Annotated in this window: 15 protein-coding genes; 8 read left to right on the top strand and 7 right to left on the bottom strand. The window is 64.1% G+C overall.

Going from position 1 to position 15091, the window contains the following annotated elements; all coding sequences use genetic code 11:
- Window positions 1–21: 21 nt before the first annotated feature.
- The 6 genes from AAF358_03790 to AAF358_03765 form a co-directional block, all read right to left on the bottom strand.
- On the bottom strand, window positions 22–1299 hold the full coding sequence (locus AAF358_03790; GenBank protein MEM7704647.1) for a hypothetical protein: 1278 nt from the start codon (window positions 1297–1299) through the stop codon (window positions 22–24).
- A 66-nt stretch (window positions 1300–1365) separates the two neighbouring features.
- Complete coding sequence (locus AAF358_03785) at window positions 1366–3690, bottom strand: TonB-dependent receptor (GenBank protein ID MEM7704646.1); 2325 nt, start codon at window positions 3688–3690, stop codon at window positions 1366–1368.
- Window positions 3690–4661, bottom strand: coding sequence for a FecR domain-containing protein (locus tag AAF358_03780; protein ID MEM7704645.1), 972 nt, complete (start codon window positions 4659–4661; stop codon window positions 3690–3692). Before AAF358_03780 ends, AAF358_03785 begins: the two co-directional genes overlap by 1 nt.
- 94 nt (window positions 4662–4755) lie before the next feature.
- Window positions 4756–5247, bottom strand: a complete 492-nt coding sequence (locus AAF358_03775) for an RNA polymerase sigma factor (GenBank protein ID MEM7704644.1) — start codon at window positions 5245–5247, stop codon at window positions 4756–4758.
- Between the two features lie 10 nt (window positions 5248–5257).
- On the bottom strand, window positions 5258–5989 hold the full coding sequence (locus tag AAF358_03770) for a TonB family protein (protein MEM7704643.1): 732 nt from the start codon (window positions 5987–5989) through the stop codon (window positions 5258–5260).
- On the bottom strand, window positions 5986–7407 hold the full coding sequence (locus AAF358_03765) for a hypothetical protein (GenBank protein ID MEM7704642.1): 1422 nt from the start codon (window positions 7405–7407) through the stop codon (window positions 5986–5988). Before AAF358_03765 ends, AAF358_03770 begins: the two co-directional genes overlap by 4 nt.
- Before the next feature lie 196 nt (window positions 7408–7603).
- Between AAF358_03765 and AAF358_03760 the strand changes: the two genes are divergently transcribed.
- From AAF358_03760 to AAF358_03730, 7 genes are all read left to right on the top strand, one after another.
- Entirely contained in the window at window positions 7604–8563 is a 960-nt protein-coding gene (locus AAF358_03760; GenBank protein MEM7704641.1) for a pyridoxal-phosphate dependent enzyme, read from the top strand.
- A 63-nt stretch (window positions 8564–8626) separates the two neighbouring features.
- Window positions 8627–9367 (top strand): YebC/PmpR family DNA-binding transcriptional regulator, encoded by a 741-nt coding sequence (locus tag AAF358_03755; protein ID MEM7704640.1) that lies wholly within the window; start codon window positions 8627–8629, stop codon window positions 9365–9367.
- The gene (ruvC, locus tag AAF358_03750; protein ID MEM7704639.1) at window positions 9354–9884 is read left to right on the top strand and encodes a crossover junction endodeoxyribonuclease RuvC; all 531 of its coding nucleotides are present in this window, start codon (window positions 9354–9356) and stop codon (window positions 9882–9884) included. The genes AAF358_03755 and ruvC overlap by 14 nt, the downstream gene beginning before the upstream one ends.
- Window positions 9881–10486, top strand: coding sequence for a Holliday junction branch migration protein RuvA (gene ruvA / locus AAF358_03745; GenBank protein MEM7704638.1), 606 nt, complete (start codon window positions 9881–9883; stop codon window positions 10484–10486). The genes ruvC and ruvA overlap by 4 nt, the downstream gene beginning before the upstream one ends.
- Window positions 10486–11529: a Holliday junction branch migration DNA helicase RuvB gene (gene ruvB, locus AAF358_03740; protein ID MEM7704637.1), complete on the top strand. Its 1044-nt coding sequence runs from the start codon at window positions 10486–10488 to the stop codon at window positions 11527–11529. Before ruvA ends, ruvB begins: the two co-directional genes overlap by 1 nt.
- A complete protein-coding gene (gene ybgC / locus AAF358_03735; GenBank protein MEM7704636.1) occupies window positions 11522–11935 on the top strand; it encodes a tol-pal system-associated acyl-CoA thioesterase in 414 nt (137 codons plus the stop codon). Before ruvB ends, ybgC begins: the two co-directional genes overlap by 8 nt.
- 146 nt (window positions 11936–12081) lie before the next feature.
- On the top strand, window positions 12082–12888 hold the full coding sequence (locus AAF358_03730) for a hypothetical protein (GenBank protein ID MEM7704635.1): 807 nt from the start codon (window positions 12082–12084) through the stop codon (window positions 12886–12888).
- Between the two features lie 37 nt (window positions 12889–12925).
- On the opposite strand, the gene AAF358_03725 is transcribed toward AAF358_03730, so the two are convergent.
- Window positions 12926–13594 (bottom strand): hypothetical protein, encoded by a 669-nt coding sequence (locus AAF358_03725; protein MEM7704634.1) that lies wholly within the window; start codon window positions 13592–13594, stop codon window positions 12926–12928.
- Between the two features lie 215 nt (window positions 13595–13809).
- Between AAF358_03725 and AAF358_03720 the strand changes: the two genes are divergently transcribed.
- A complete protein-coding gene (locus AAF358_03720) occupies window positions 13810–15042 on the top strand; it encodes a hypothetical protein (GenBank protein MEM7704633.1) in 1233 nt (410 codons plus the stop codon).
- Window positions 15043–15091 lie beyond the last annotated feature (49 nt).

The following is a 15091-nucleotide window of genomic DNA, read 5'->3' as shown; positions in this document are numbered from 1 at the left end:
TCGGCCAGACTTCTGGAGACCTCATTGCCGCCGCATCGGCACGGTGTAGATGCCGAGCGCGTTGGCGTTGCTGCCGTCGAGACTGGTCTGAAGCATGTGGCCCACAGCGGGCAGGCCGTTGAACACGGTGCCCTCGTCTGAGGTCACGCTGCCGGCCAGCGGCAGCTCCAGCAGTCCGCGCACGTCGTCATCAAACAGAAAAAACTCTGCGTCGCCGAGCAGGCACGGGTGGCTGAAGGCAAAGAAGTTGACGAGCTGCACAAAATTCACCGCGCCGGTATAGCGATCGCAGTTGATGCCCGCCACCGGTGCCGGCAGGTCTTCGATTGGGTCGCCGGTGTTGTCCACCAGATTCCCATTCACCGGGCTGTCGTCGGGCGCAAAGGGTGAGGCGGTGAAACTCCGATAAAAGCCCGGGTTGGCGTGAAACGGGCGGGTGGGCAGCAGCACCAGGGCGCTGGCAAACGCGCGAGCGTCCTCTTCGCTGTGGTATTCAGCGGCCAGCTGCTGAGTCATCAGCACCGCTTCCACCGCGTTAATCGGGTTGGTCGCAAACGTCTCGGTCTGGCCATTCACCTCGGCCTGCGGGGGCATGACGTTGGCCAGCGACGGACGCCCCGCGCGGGCACTCACGGTGTGCATCGGCTCGCTGCTGAAATCCGCCAGCCCGGTCGGCTGCAGGGCAAAGGTGCGCCCGGAGTCGACGTCTTTGATAAACGAGATGCCCGATAGGCCACCGCCTGGCGCGGTGACGCTGTCATTGAGAAAGAGATCGTTGCCCGACCACTCGCCGTCCGTAAACCGCTGACTGATCGCGTTGCAGTCGCCGGCAAGCTCAGCCGGAATCTCGCCCATTTCAAACACCTCGATGTAGCCGCTGTCGAGGCGGCTGCGGGGCAGCAGGCTTTCGTTGAGCGAACGGTCCAGGTGCACCGGGGTAGCGCGCACCGTACCGAGCCGCGGCACCGTGCAGCTCTCGTCCTCGGTGGTGATGCTGGTGGAGAAGCGCGGCTGTCCCGTCAGCCGAGCATTCCAGGCGTCGCCCGGCTTGAGGTATACGTTGATGCTGATCGTAGGACGCCCGCTCAGCGCGTCCTTGGTGAGCACCTTTAGCGCCTTGCCTTGATCGGTGTGATTGCGGATTGTCAGTTCCGTCACGTTGTCACCCTCGGTGGAAAAGAGGGGGAAAATCAGCACCTGGCTGTCAGCGCCGGTGGTGTCCAGGCTGACGGCGCCCACTCCGCAAGGGAGCACCGTGGCCAGCAGCATCAGGGTTAGAAAAGTTGAGGTTGATCGCATTGTTGTTCTCCGATGTTTCATGCCCGGCAGACGCATACCCGGGTCTTGTCCCCCAAAACGCGTTTCCTAGAATCGATAGTGAACGGTGAGCGTAATGTTGCGCGGGCGGCCGGGCAGGAAGTCGATTCGCTGGTTGCGCCGCACCACGTTGGGTGTGGTCTGGTGATAGTCACGATCGAACAAATTGTTGGCGGTCAGGGCAACCTGGAAGCCTTTTCCCTGCCAGCCCAAATTGAGGTCGGTCAGCGCCACCCCCGGAATCTCTCCCGCTTCGGGATTGTTCGCGTTGGCCTGCACCGACGCGTGAAAGCTTAATCCCGCCCCGAGGCGCCAACCGCCGCCCAGCTGGCTGGCCCAGCTCAGCGCACCCGAGTAACGAGGCGCGCCCGGAAACTGGTTTCCCGATGCCGGCTCAAGCAACGCGTCTCGCTCAAACGGAAGGAACTGCTCGTACTCGGTGTCCAGCCACCCGAGACTGAAACTCAGGGCGTGTGCTTCACCGATGCGCCAGCGGCCGTCCAGCTCCAGGCCCCAGTTGCGCGACTTGCCGGCATTGGTCACGGCGCCAAGATTCAGCTGATCTTCAACCACCTGCCACTGTTGATCGAGCTGTGTAAAGAAACCGGTCGTGCTGAGCTGCAGCGGCCCCAGCTGGCCACGCCAGCCAAGCTCCGCGCTCCGGATGCGCTCCGGCTCGTAGGAGAGCCATTGTGGGGTGCCGGCAAACGTGGCGTCAGAAACGGCGCCGCCGGCGTTGAACCCTTCAGCCAGGCGCATAAAGTACTCGCCGGTTTCGCCGGGGCGATAGCTCAGGGCCAGCTCCGGACTCACGTTGCGGTAGGTTTCACGGAAGGGCTCAAACTGACCGTCGGCTGGAATCAGCAGCAGTCCGGAGACCTGAAGACAGGCCAACGTCGCGTTGTCGCCGTCGGGTGCTGCCGTCTCGGGCCGCGTTTCACAATCGCGCCGCAGCTCGTCCCGGGAAAGTCGAACGCCGGCTTCGACCCGCCAGCGGGTGGACAGCGGTTTTTCCACCGCGACCGAAGCCGTGTGTCTCCGCAGGCGGCTGTCCAGCTGCCAGCGACGCTGTTCTCGCCGATAGACTTCACGGCTCTGGTTAACGCCCGTGCTGAGGCCAGCGTTGATGTTTGCCCCCCGCCACCGAGCCTCCCAGTTGAGCTGCGCAAAGCGCAGGTTTTCCTCCTCCGCGTCGATGAGAAGGTCGGTTGGGTCAAAATCGTTGACCAGCAGCCTGCTTGGTTCGAGCTCCGCGTCACCGCCGGAGTCGACCAGCGAGAGATCCCATCGCTGGGTGGCTGCCGGCTCCCAGCTCAGCTTCAGCGAAGCGACGTGACCGTCGACCTCGCGTTCGCGAAAGGGCGGTGCGCGCCCACGGCGGCTGAAGGGGTCTGCCGCGCTGAGCCGCTGGGGTCCGGCTCGGCCGTCGAAAGCCGTCCAGTCCACAGCCAGGGCAAACTCGGGTAGCGTTGCCGGTTCCCACAGCGCAGCCAGCCGGGCGGTATTGCTGCGACTGAAGTTAAAGTCTGAGCCCAGACCACGGTCACCCGGATCGTCGAGAGTACCGGCGACCGTTTGGCGATCGAAGCTCACGCGTAAGGCCAGCTCTTCGGCCAGCAGCGGCTGGTTGATCATCACCGAAGCCTGGGTGTCGCCGAGGTCGCTCACGCCGGCCCGCAGCGCGCGCTGAGTCGTAAACTGGGGCTGTTGGGGAACGATGCTGATACGTCCGCCAAAGGTGCTGAAGGGGCCTGCAACGCTGGCGCTCCGCGGGCCGCGCTCAAAGCCGGCGCTGGCCGTATCCCAGGTGCTCAGAGGCAGGTTGGCCAGCACCACGCCGGCGAGCGGCGCCTCTCCAACCACCGCCGCGGCGTTGCCGAGCGTGTTGAGGTCCCCGGCGCTCGGAATTCCCCGGAAATAGTATTCGTCGCCGCTGCCAAAGACGTTGGCGGCCCGCGCGAACAGCTGATCGAGCCGGTTGTCGGTGAGGTTCTCAATATCGCTGGCTGAAACGGTGGTGGCGCTGACGCCACTGCGCAGCGGCAGGCCGGCGGCCACGGGCAGCGTGGCGGTGACCGGGAGGGCCGAAAGGCTCAGGCTGGCCTGGCTCAGCTGCCTGAGTTCACGGTCCCCCGAGGGCAGCTGGACTAGCTCGATGCCCTGGGTTTGCAGCCAGCTGGCCAGCGCCGTCTCGCTGGTGACGGCTTGATCCACCGGCGTGTCCAGCGAAACGCCGGGACCCAGCACGTAGTTCCAGCCGAGGCGCGTGCTCAGCTCGCTCAGCACATCCCGCAGCAAAGGCTGCGCGGTGGCAACGCTGGTGAGCAGCGTCGCCAGCACCGCGAGCCAGGCTCTACGGGACTGAAGTGGCATCAATACAGCAGCGTGACGGGTCCGGCGGAAACCAGCCGGAGGCCGGCCCGCGATGCCAGCGTCTCCAGCGCCTGCGGGCCGCTGTCGACGGCGATAACGGCGCTGACCGATGGGTCACCGGCGCCCGGCAGCTTGACGACGGGTCGATCCAGAAAAGGGGCCAGTCGCGCGAGCACCTCGGACAGCGGGAGATCGTCAAACACCAGGTTGCCCGAAGACCAGCCAAAGTAGCGCTGCACTAAGCCGGGATCCGCGACTCGCTGCCCGTCGCGGGCGAACTGCCCGCGGCTGAGCTCGACGACGGGTAACTGCCCGTGCTGCACCGCCACGCGGCCCTCGACGACGCCGGCGCGGTGAATCCGGTCGCGCCAGGAAACGCCGAACTGGGTCCCAAGGACGGTGACTTTGGCTTCGCTCGTTTCGACGACAAACGGCTCGGCTGCGTTGTGCTCAACGTCCAGAAAGATTTCGCCGTAGTGAAGGACTAGCCCGCGCCCCCCCGGCCGCAGACTCACGGCGCTGTCGCCGGCCAGCTGCACGCTGCTGCCGTCTTCCAGCGCCACCGACTGGACCTGCCCTGCCTGGGTGGCAAAGTCGGCCTGCATGCCGGCCCACTGCTTGGGGATTGCCGGCACGATCAGCGCCACCACCAGCGCCATCATGCCCGCCGCAAGTAGCGGCCAGCGGCGGTTCCGGCGTGCTGTGGGCGTGGCGCGACCGGACTCAGCTGCGGGCATGGGATCCAGCCTTGACGACTGCTCGAGCTCATCACCCAGGTCGGACGCTTCCAGCTGGTCAGCCGCAAACCAAATGGCGCTGACCTCAGCAAACGCCTCCCGGTGACCGGGCGATTCCCTTAGCCAGGCGGCCAGCTCTGGATCATCCCAGCTTGGGTTGCCGTCAGCAGCCAGCCGACTCATCCATTGTGCAGCCTGTTGAATCACGTTGGGTTTTTCACTATTGGTCGTCATAACAACGTATCGCCGCCGCTTTGCCCCTAACGGAGCCCTGCAGACGGCGTTACCACTCCTCCCGTAAGTTCCGGGTTTCTTCTTCGAAGTTCCATCAATGCTGCTGTCCTGCCATCGCTTCACGCAGCAGCTTCAGCGCTCGGCCAATATGGTTTTCCACGGTTTTTTCGGTGATACCCTCGCGGGCAGCAATCTCCCGATAGCTCAGCCCCTCGTATTTCCGCGCGACAAACGCCCGCTGACACTTTGTCGGCAGCTGGGTAATGGCCTCGCGCAGCGCCACAAGCTGTTCATCCAGCGCGGCGACCTCGCCGGCTCCGGGGCTATGCTCGTCCCTTGCCAGCGTCTTGATGTGCTGGTCGGCGCGCTTGTCCCGCCGCAGCAAGTCGCGGGCGAGGTTGGCGGTGATGCGAAACAGGTACGCCCGCTGGTTGGTCACCGGCTGTCGCTCAAGCGCGCGCGCCAGCCGGAAGCAGGCGTCCTGCACCACATCCTCGGCGCGATCGGGTCCGACCATCGCGGCCGCAAACGCCGTCAGCTCCCGGCGATGCTGCTCGATGGCCATAGCTGCCCCGGCCAAATTCACGACGGAAGGCTCATGTGGCGGGCGGCGCGAGCCGGTATTCGATGGGGATTTTGACTTCCAGTCTTGCGGCGGACACGGCCGCGGGCAGTGGCGGGTAGGGCGCAGCGTCGGATACCAGCTTCAGCGCCGCCTGGTCCAGATGCCGCGATCCGGAGGATTCCATCAGCTCTGAATCAACCAGCCTGCCGCTGCGGGTGATGACAAAGCGAACGGTTGCCGCCCCTTCAAGCCCACGCCGGCGCGCGCTGGCTGGATACGCCTGGTAGCGCGCAAGCTGCTGACGGATCGCCAGGATGACCCCGGCGTTCTGCGCTTCCCGTGTGCTGGCGGCAGACCCGGGCGTCGAAAAAGGTTTGCTCGGCGTCAGCGGCTCGAGCGCGCGCGACCGATCGACAACGGGAATCGGTAGCGGCGACGCTTCGGTGGCCGGGCGAACCGTTTCGCGGGTGGGTCCCTGCCGGCTGAGCCGACGGTCGGTCGCTGCCTGCGTGGGCGCCGCTCGGTTGGTGGCTGCCGCAGCGGGGTCCGACTCGGCGGGCCGGGTTTCGCTGGCGCCGGTTCGTTCGGTGGGGTCGGTGATCACCGGCGCGGAGGACGGAGCCTGCCGGGGACTGACCAGCAGTACTTCCATCGTGGGTAACGACAGCGGAACGGCCACCGGTCGATAAAACCACGCCAACGCCACCAAATGGACCAGCAGCGACGCCGCGATCAGCAGCGTTAGGCGACGGTCGGCCGTCATGGCGGATCACTCACCTGGCGCTCGATCTTGAGTGCCCTGGCCCAGCCGTAGTCGGCAACGCCGACGGTTCCCGGGCGTATGTCGATTTGCTCATTCGTAATCGACTGGATCACAAATCCCGCGATGGGCAGCCCGGAGAAAACGTGGCCTTCGTCCGAAACGATCTCGCCGCTTAGCTGGTAGCGAACCTCTCCCTCTGACGCATTGTCCGGAACGCGAAAGATGCCCGTCGTGTAGGGGCAGGGCTCGGTAAAGCCGATGGTGCGGCTTAAGAACACGGTGGACACCGCGCCGTTGGCCAGGTCGCAGTTGATCTGCCCCGGGAACGGCTGCAGGTCGAACGCAGCACCTTCGCGGTCGATGGAGCTCACCGTCAATCGGTTCTGGTCGAGGCTCTCGTCGGCCTCGACCGGCAGCGACACCGCGAACGGCGCCAGCACCCGTTCCTGGCCTTCGGGGAGGAAAAACGTCTGGGCATCAGCATGATAGGGCCGGGTGGGGAAATTCAGCGTGGCGAAGACCAGGGCGTCCAGTTCCTGGGCTGCGGTAAAATCGGCACGGGCCTCCGTGGCCATCAGCAGCGCGTCTACCGCGTGGACCGGGAACTCGCTCCAGGTCGACACGCGTTCGACCTGAAGCGTTCGGTTTCCGAACACCACCGTTTCCACAACCCGGCTTTCAGCGGGGGAAACGTCGGCGAGATTTGGCTGTCGGCTGCTGAAGGGATTGGTGTGAAGTGACGCGTCGCGAAAGTCGGCAAGCGCGATCGCCTCGTACTGGTGGGCCCGGCCGTTGTCGACCTGAACCAGCACCGCGTAACCCTCGAGCCCGCCGCCGGGCGCCTCGATATCCTGGCCCGGGTCGAGGTCCCAGGCGCCGCCGGCAGCCCAGCGGGCGTTGATCTCGGCGCAGTCCTCCGCCAGGGTTGGGGCGAGTGTTCCCATCTCGTAGATCTCGACGTAGCCTGACCCCAGCCGGCTTCGGGAGACCAGAAGGCCCGACAGATCTTCCGTAAACTGCTCATCGCTCAGGGCAATACCCTCGTCGGGAATGTCGGCGCGCGCCGGAAACGTGCAGCTCTGATCGACCCAGGGCGCCAGCAGGCTCTCAGCCGTGTCCACCGAAGCGCCGCTGGGTTCAAACAGGGCGCCGGACCAGCTGTCCCGAGGGCTCAGATAGACATTCAGTGACAGCGTTGGGCGGCCGTTTACCGCGTCTTTGACGACAAATCGCAGCGCTTTGCCCTGGTCGGTCTGGTTGCGCACCTCGAAGATCGTCTGGAAGCTGTCGCCGGTAATAAACAGCGGGAACAGCAGCACCTGTCCGGCGCTGTCCAGACTGAGGCGAACGGCCTGCGTCTGCGTGCAGCCAAGCAGAAAAATCAGACACAGGAATTGTCGAAAAGCAGTCTTGGCCATGCGCATTATCGACAGACGCGGGGTGGTGGCATTTCCCCCAAATCGTTAAGGTCGGTCTCAACGCAGATGAGGGGCTGGAGCCGGCCGGAAAAGCGGCCTTCGCCGTTGCTGTGCCGACTCTATCCTCATTATACGTCAGCACAACGAGCCTGCGATGCGAGTTGGTCCGTGAGCCCAGCCAGGATGATCAGAAACCATGTACCGCAACACACCGCTGCTTGAGCAGCGCATCGGCCGGCAGGACGTCCTGCTAAAGCTTGAATGTGATCAGCCCACCGGGTCTTTCAAACTTCGCGGCATGTCACGCCTGTGTGAGCACGCGGTCCGCAGCGGAGCAAACGCTGTGGTCAGCTCGTCGGGCGGCAATGCCGGACTGGCGGCGGCCTATGCGGCACGCTCGCTGAAGCTTGCGTGCCGGGTTGTGGTGCCGGAATCGACGCCAAACCTCACCGTGAGGCGCCTGGAGGCGCTGGGCGCCTCAGTGCAGCAACAGGGCGCGGACTGGAATGCCGCCGATCGGGTGGCGCGGGATCTTTGTGGCAGCACCGGTGCGTTCTACGTTCACCCCTTTGATCATCCGGAGCTGTGGTGGGGACACGCCACCGTGATTGAGGAGTGCGCTTCCGCATGTTCCGAGCTTGGTGGGGCGCCAGATGCCGTGGTGGTTGCGGTCGGGGGCGGTGGGCTGCTGTGCGGCGTACTGAGCGGTATGCACGCGGCGGGTTGGGCGCAGGTTCCCCTGGTGGCGGTAGAAACGCATGGCGCAGCCTCTCTCCACGCGGCTATGGCCGCGGGACGCCCGGCTGAGCTGCCGGCGATCGAAACGATTGCCATCACGATGGGTGCGCGGCAGGTGTCGGACCGGGCGTTCCAATGGACGCAGGAGCATCCGGTTCAAAGCGTCCTGGTGAGCGATCGGCAGGCGCTGGCTGGCTGCCGGCGCTTTGCTGACGATCATCGTCGTCTGGTGGAGCCGGCCTGTGGCGCGGCGCTGAGCGCCGTGTATGACGGGCTGGTCGACGCTCGCCGGCCGCTGGTTATCGTTTGTGGCGGAGCGGGGGTCAACCTCGAAATGCTGGAACGCTGGTCGGCGAAGCTTGCCGACACAACCACGAACCCATCACGAGCGGCGGCACCGCCCGCCGCCTCAGGTTGACGAATCCGATTGCCGGGCGGCGGTGATAAACTAGCGGATTAACTTTCTTCAGGTTTTTGTTTCATGGCAGGACACAGTAAATGGGCCAACATCCAGCACCGCAAAAAGGCCCAGGATCGCAAACGCGCTAAGATTTTTACCCGAGTGATTCGCGAGGTCACCGTCGCCGCAAAACAGGGTGGTGGCGATCCGGACGCCAACCCGCGCCTGCGCCTGGCCGTGGAGAAGGCCAACGCCGCAAACATGCCCAAAGACACGCTGGAGCGGGCGATCAAAAAGGCCACCGGTGATCTTGAGGGCGTGACCTACGAAGAAATTCGGTATGAAGGTTACGGACCTAACGGGGTGGCGGTGATGGTTGATACGCTCACCGACAACCGCAACCGTACGGTGGCGGAGGTTCGTCACGCGTTCACCAAGTATGGCGGCAGTCTGGGCACCGACGGCTCGGTGGGCTATCTGTTCAACAAGCTCGGAGTGATCACCTACGGTCCTGGTGCGGACGAAGACGCGATCATGGAAGCGGCGCTCGAGGCTGGCGCGGAGGATGTACTTGAAGAAGACGGGGCGGTAGAGGTCATCACCAGTCCCGATGACTTCGAAACGGTTCGCGACGCGCTGCGAGAGGCCGGCCTGGTGCCTGACGATGCGGAGGTCACCATGAAGCCCGACACCAGCGTCGAGCTGGACGTCGACAGCGGCCAAACGGTCCTGAGCCTACTCGACGTGCTCGAAGACCTCGACGACACGCAGGCTGTTTACTCCAACGCCCAGATTCCTGAAGAGGCTTATGCCGAGAGCTGAAGCGCGACGGCCTTCAGCGGTCCGGATCCTGGGCATCGATCCCGGTTCGGTGGTAACCGGGATCGGCGTTATCGACGCTTCCGGCAACCGCCTGACTCATGTCGCTCACCTGGCGATCAAAACCGGCGGCGGCGATTTTCACGCGCGTCTGCAGGCGATCTTCCAGGGCGTGAGCGAGGCGGTGGCGGAGCACCAGCCCGATGAGGTGGCGGTCGAGAAAGTGTTTATGTCGCGGAATGCGGATGCGGCTCTCAAGCTGGGCCAGGCGCGAGGCGCGGCGATTGTCGCCGCCGGACGCAGCTGCCAGCTCGCTGAATACTCACCGCGCAGCATCAAGCAGGCGCTGGTGGGCGGTGGCGGGGCAGACAAGAAGCAGGTTCAGCATATGGTTGCGAGACTCCTCCAGCTCAACGGACCGCTGCAGCCTGATGCCGCCGACGCGCTGGCCACCGCCATCTGTCATGCACATCATCGCGCAACGTCGGTGCGTCTCGCCGCCGCGGGAGTGCGCCGATGATCGGTCGCCTGCGCGGACAGCTAGTGCACAAGAGACCGCCGCTGCTGATGGTTGATGTCGGCGGCGTGGGGTATGAGCTTGAAGCACCCCTCAGCGTCTTTTTTGATTTGCCGCAGGACGGTGAACCGATCACGATCCTGACCCACCTGATGGTGAAAGAGGATTCCCACACGCTTTACGGCTTTGCCGACGACAGCCAGCGGGAGCTGTTCCGAAACCTGCTCAAGGTCAGCGGCGTGGGCGCCAAGCTGGCGCTGGCGATCCTGTCTGGGGTCAGCGTTTCGGAGTTTATAAATCTGGTGAACAATAACGATCCGGCGTCGTTGACCAAGCTGCCGGGCATCGGGAAGAAAACGGCCGAGCGATTGATCATTGAAATGCGCGATCGGCTGCCGGAGGGCGTTGCGAGCAGCGTCAGCCTGCCGGGTGCACCGGCCGCGCCCCTGGATGCGGCAAGCGAGGCGAGCGCTGCGCTGCGCAATCTCGGCTACAAGCCGGCGGAGGTGTCGCGCATGGTGCAGCAGGCGCAAAGCGACGCTGACGAGACGTTGAGCGCAGAAGACATTATTCGCCAGGCGCTCAAGTCTCAGGTTGCGGGCTGATGGAGGAGCGGTTGATGGATCCGGACGGGGACGACGATCTGATCGAGCGCAGCCTGCGGCCCCAGACGCTCAAGGAGTGTTTGGGGCAGGAGCAGGTCAAAGAGAAGCTGGACATCTTTATCCAGGCTGCGCGTGGGCGCGGCGAGTCGCTGGATCACACGCTGATTTATGGTCCGCCCGGGCTGGGCAAAACCACGCTCGCCCACGTGATCGCCAACGAGCTCGACGCGGCGCTGAAGATCACCTCGGGCCCGGTGCTGGAACGGGCCGGCGACCTGGCGGCGCAGCTGACCAATCTGCAGCCCCACGACGTGCTCTTTGTGGACGAGATTCATCGACTGTCGCCGGTGGTCGAAGAGGTGCTGTATCCGGCGATGGAAGACTACAAGCTGGACATCATGATCGGCGAGGGTCCCGCAGCGCGCTCGATCCAGCTCGACCTGCCACCCTTCACGCTGGTCGGCGCGACCACCCGCGCCGGGCTGCTCACCTCGCCGCTGCGAGATCGCTTCGGCATTGTCGAGCGGCTGGAATTCTACAGCGTCTCCGAGCTGACCCAGATCGTGAAGCGCTCGGCCGGTATTCTCAACATCCAGTGCGATGACAGCGGCGCCGGCGAGCTGGCCCGGCGTTCCCGCGGGACTCCCCGCATCGCCAATCGCCTCCTGCGCCGCGTGCGCGACTACGCTGAGGTAAAAGGGGACGGCCTGATCAACGAGACAATCGCCCAGCAGGCGATGGGCATGCTGGACGTCGACGCTGCGGGATTCGACGCGCAGGACCGGCGCCTGCTGAAGACCATGATCGAGCACTTCGACGGTGGGCCGGTGGGGGTGGACTCACTGGCCGCCGCAATCAGTGAAGAGCGCGACACGATTGAAGACGTGCTCGAGCCCTACCTGATCCAGCAGGGCTACATCATGCGGACCCCGCGCGGGCGCATGGTGACCGGCAAAGGTTATCGCCACTTTGGGCTGAAGCCGCGCCCGGGCACCGGCGGAGATCTGTTCAGCGACCAGGACCCGGGCAGCGACCATGGCTGAGCCCGTCGCCGACTTCGTCTGGCGGGTGCGGGTTTACTGGGAGGATACGGACGCGGGCGGCGTGGTCTACTACGCGAACTATCTCAAGTTCATGGAACGCGCCCGTACCGAGTGGCTACGGTCGCGGGGCTTGATTCAGAGCCGGCTTGAGGCGGAGCAGGGGGTGGTGATGGTCATGCGCGACATCAGCGCTCGTTATGTTACGCCGGCCCGACTCGACGACGAGCTGGCCGTGACGGTCACCCTTGAAAAGACCGGCGGCGCGAGCTTTGAGGTGAGTCAGCAGATCTGGCGGATGCCGGACAGCACGCTGCTGGTCGAAGGGCGCGGCAGCGCCGCCTGCCTGAACGCGTCGAACTGGCGGCCCTGCCGCTTCCCGGCGGTGCTGCGCAACGCGCTGGCATAGTCTGGGCCGCGAAGCTGACGACATCCGCTAAAATTTCCGTATAGATAGCGAAGAAGCGCGAAGGCGAATCGAGGTTGCCGGATGGCTGCCTTGGCCGGACGCTTTCGAGAACGAACCGCTTTGTTTGGGAACTAAGGACTGTCGTTATGACCGTTAGATGCCTATTTTTTGCTGCCGTGTTTTGTGCTGCCAGCGCTGGCGCGCAACCGCTCACCAGCGCGTTCACCTACCAGGGTGAGCTTCAGCAGGGTGGCTCCCTGGCCAATGGATCATTCGATCTTCAGTTTGAGCTATTCGACGTGGATGCCGGGGGGATTGCGCTGACGGCACCGCTAGTTTTCGAGGATGTAGCGGTTGCTCAGGGCGTTTTCACGGTCCTGCTGGATTTTGGCAGAGGACCGTTTGCCGGGGACCGGCTTTGGCTTAACGTAAGCGTCCGCGAGGGCGCGAGCAACGGTGGCTTCACCGGCCTGCTCCCGCGCCAGGAGATTGTGGTGTCACCCTACGCGCTGCACGCCGAGATGGTGGCCGCGGGAGCCGTGGGCACCAGCGAAATTGTGCCCAGCCAGGTGCAGCGGCGGGTCACCGGCAACTGCGCGGCGGGAACAATGGTGCAGAGCGTCAATGAGGACGGCAGCCTCTCGTGCATTCGAAACCCTGGGCAGGCACTGGCCTGGGGCTATGTTGCTTCTACCGGCACGCTTCTGCAGTCTTTCGGCGTCGACCAGGTGACGCGGCCCGCCACCGGTGAATTTGAGATTACGCTCTCTAACGAGTTTGATGGCTTTCCCGTAGTGATCGCCACCTCTTTTGGCAGTCAGATTGACAACGAAATTATTCTTGCCAGCTCCGCCGCAAACTCCAGCGTGATCCGAGTCGTCATTGAGGAGGCGGGTTCAGGCTCCAATTCGAATTTCTACTTTGCGGTCTTTGGGGTGCCGGCTGACCCGTGAGCAATCGCCGCCTGAAGCGATCACGGCGGCGCAAATGTTAATCCAGCGCGACGCTTATGTTGCCGGTTTGCAGGTCAACTAGCATGTCGCATTCGCCTCGGCCCTCGTGCCAGGCGACCTCGGCGCCGACCAGCAGAGAGCGGCGCGTGCGCAGGCGCTGACCGTCGACGGCCAGGCTGGCGTCGCCGATGCCCGCATCGAGATCCACGTTGCTGTAGCGAACCGCGCGAGCCCGGACATTCACGTCACCGGCACCCATATCCACTTCCACGCAGGCGTCCACCGGTCCGACCGACAGTTCTCCGGCGCTCACGTCCAGCGAGAGCTTGCGCACGGGGGGCACCTGCACTGAGGCACGCAGATGGGCGTCTCGGAAAGAGGTTGCCGCGTTGCGGCTGAGCCGAATCCGCAGCGAGCCGTCATCTTCCTCGCGGGTGACAAATTCCAGGTCGGCCAATCGCCGGGCGCAGGCGCTGTCCTGGCTCGGACACAGCACCAGCAAGTCGATCCGCAGCTGGTCGTCGTTGCCGGCAATCACCTCGATCTCGCCGATCGGAATCCGCACTGACACGTCCGAGTCGTCGGTAACGGGGAGTGCCAGCCGTCGCTCAGGGCCGATCACCACGTCTTTAGTTCTGGCGTCGATGACACAGCCACTGCCGAGCAGGCAAAGCAGCAGCATTAAGGTTAGTCGAATCGTCTTCATGAGCATTCACGTCGGGGTTTACCGTTCAGCATACGAATGAGACCGGCAAAGGTTACAGTGGGTAAAGAGACTGCCCGGTTGCGGGCCGCAAGTGAAGCGCTGATAGTCATACCGGTAGCGGCGGACGATTTTGTGGGTTTGAGGCGTGCTGCCGTATTTGTGCGATCCACTTGTGCTAGCGTTCCGGGCTCAACAAGAATCGAGGAGGCAACCCTATGAGACGGACGGGATTGGCCCTGGCATTGCTGGGCGGAACGGTAGCTGTGCAGGCGCAGGTGGACAACCTTCGGATCACCGAGGTTGATCCCGCGACTGGCGAGGTTGAAGTCACCAACGTAGGAGACGAATTCACGACCAGCGTGAATCGACCCTTCTGCCATCGGTTCGTTTATCAAAATAATATCCCCGCAAACACGCTGTTCGGTGCCGGCGGCATTCAGACTTTTTCTCTCAATAACCTAGACGCTTCGGCTAGCGATCTCTGGATCTATCGCTCGAGCCCCTTCGGTAGCGCCGCCAATCTCATCCAGGGACTGCAGTATGGCGCACCGGTCTCGGGCCGGGCCGGTCTGGCCAGCGGCGATGACAAATGGTCTGGCGCCGACAGCGTAGCGCCAGTGCCGCCGTCGGGCATGACGCTGTCGTGGGATGGTTTCGGCAATACCGCCTTCGACTGGTATGTCGACGAGACGCCGTCGCTCGGCGGCGCGGAAATGGAGACGCCCGGCACCATTCCCCCGAGCACCGCGTTTCCGGCCGGCGTGCAGGATTTCGAGTCGCTCCTCCTGGGTGACACCGTGTCGGTGATTCAGAACTGGCCGGTGGTCGACTCAAGCCCCCCCGGCGCCTTCACGATTCGAACCGTCAGCGACGTGCTCGGGACCACGACGCCGCGCAGCATGGACTCAAGCCAGTGGCTGCGAATCCACGATGCGGACCCAGGAGATGTACAGAACCGGTTCTACGGACCGACCATCGAAGCCGTGGTTGAGTCCAACTATGAGTGGCGCTTCTTCAATGCGGTTGAAGCACCACCGCCGGCGAGTGGTGACAACTATCCGCGCTACACGATCCAGCATGTCGACGGCGGTTTTGCCAACACCTGGGGCATCGAGTATCGCAACGACGGCGTTTACCTGGTGGTGATCGGCTCGGGCGGCACGCCGGCGTCCACGCTGATCCAGGCCTCCACTTACCCGGATGACCTCGGCGTGTGGCAGGAAGTCTCGCTCATTGTGGACTTTGGCATGGATACGGTTTCCGCCAGCATCGACGGCCAGACGCCGGTATCGCTGCCGATCAACCTCGCGGCCACCGCAGACGCCACCCGATTCCGTTTCTGCTATCGCGGCGAAGGGGTCGGCAACGTCGGCACGTTCCTGCTGGACGACGTATCGGTGGCGGTCGACGACCCCCGACTGATCTTCGCTAACGGTTTCGAGGAATAGCGAAACGGTCAGACAGACGACCTCGGTGTATGACCGGGGTCGCTCTGCC

Source organism: Pseudomonadota bacterium (assembly GCA_039033415.1).
In the GTDB taxonomy this organism is placed as follows: Bacteria; Pseudomonadota; Gammaproteobacteria; order Xanthomonadales; family SZUA-38; genus JANQOZ01.
Note: the sequence above shows the minus strand (reverse complement) of the source record. Positions and strands in the feature narration are given on the sequence as shown.

What these genes read in the sequence shown, in the direction of transcription:
- AAF358_03790 (MEM7704647.1), bottom strand. Translation starts at nt 1,299, where the DNA reads ATGCGATCAACCTCAACTTTTCTAACCCTGATGCTGCTGGCCACGGTG.
- AAF358_03785 (MEM7704646.1), bottom strand. Translation starts at nt 3,690, where the DNA reads ATGCCACTTCAGTCCCGTAGAGCCTGGCTCGCGGTGCTGGCGACGCTG.
- AAF358_03780 (MEM7704645.1), bottom strand. Translation starts at nt 4,661, where the DNA reads ATGACGACCAATAGTGAAAAACCCAACGTGATTCAACAGGCTGCACAA.
- AAF358_03770 (MEM7704643.1), bottom strand. Translation starts at nt 5,989, where the DNA reads ATGACGGCCGACCGTCGCCTAACGCTGCTGATCGCGGCGTCGCTGCTG.
- AAF358_03765 (MEM7704642.1), bottom strand. Translation starts at nt 7,407, where the DNA reads ATGGCCAAGACTGCTTTTCGACAATTCCTGTGTCTGATTTTTCTGCTT.
- AAF358_03760 (MEM7704641.1), top strand. Translation starts at nt 7,604, where the DNA reads ATGTACCGCAACACACCGCTGCTTGAGCAGCGCATCGGCCGGCAGGAC.
- AAF358_03755 (MEM7704640.1), top strand. Translation starts at nt 8,627, where the DNA reads ATGGCAGGACACAGTAAATGGGCCAACATCCAGCACCGCAAAAAGGCC.
- ruvC (MEM7704639.1), top strand. Translation starts at nt 9,354, where the DNA reads ATGCCGAGAGCTGAAGCGCGACGGCCTTCAGCGGTCCGGATCCTGGGC.
- ruvA (MEM7704638.1), top strand. Translation starts at nt 9,881, where the DNA reads ATGATCGGTCGCCTGCGCGGACAGCTAGTGCACAAGAGACCGCCGCTG.
- ruvB (MEM7704637.1), top strand. Translation starts at nt 10,486, where the DNA reads ATGGAGGAGCGGTTGATGGATCCGGACGGGGACGACGATCTGATCGAG.
- ybgC (MEM7704636.1), top strand. Translation starts at nt 11,522, where the DNA reads ATGGCTGAGCCCGTCGCCGACTTCGTCTGGCGGGTGCGGGTTTACTGG.
- AAF358_03730 (MEM7704635.1), top strand. Translation starts at nt 12,082, where the DNA reads ATGACCGTTAGATGCCTATTTTTTGCTGCCGTGTTTTGTGCTGCCAGC.
- AAF358_03725 (MEM7704634.1), bottom strand. Translation starts at nt 13,594, where the DNA reads ATGAAGACGATTCGACTAACCTTAATGCTGCTGCTTTGCCTGCTCGGC.
- AAF358_03720 (MEM7704633.1), top strand. Translation starts at nt 13,810, where the DNA reads ATGAGACGGACGGGATTGGCCCTGGCATTGCTGGGCGGAACGGTAGCT.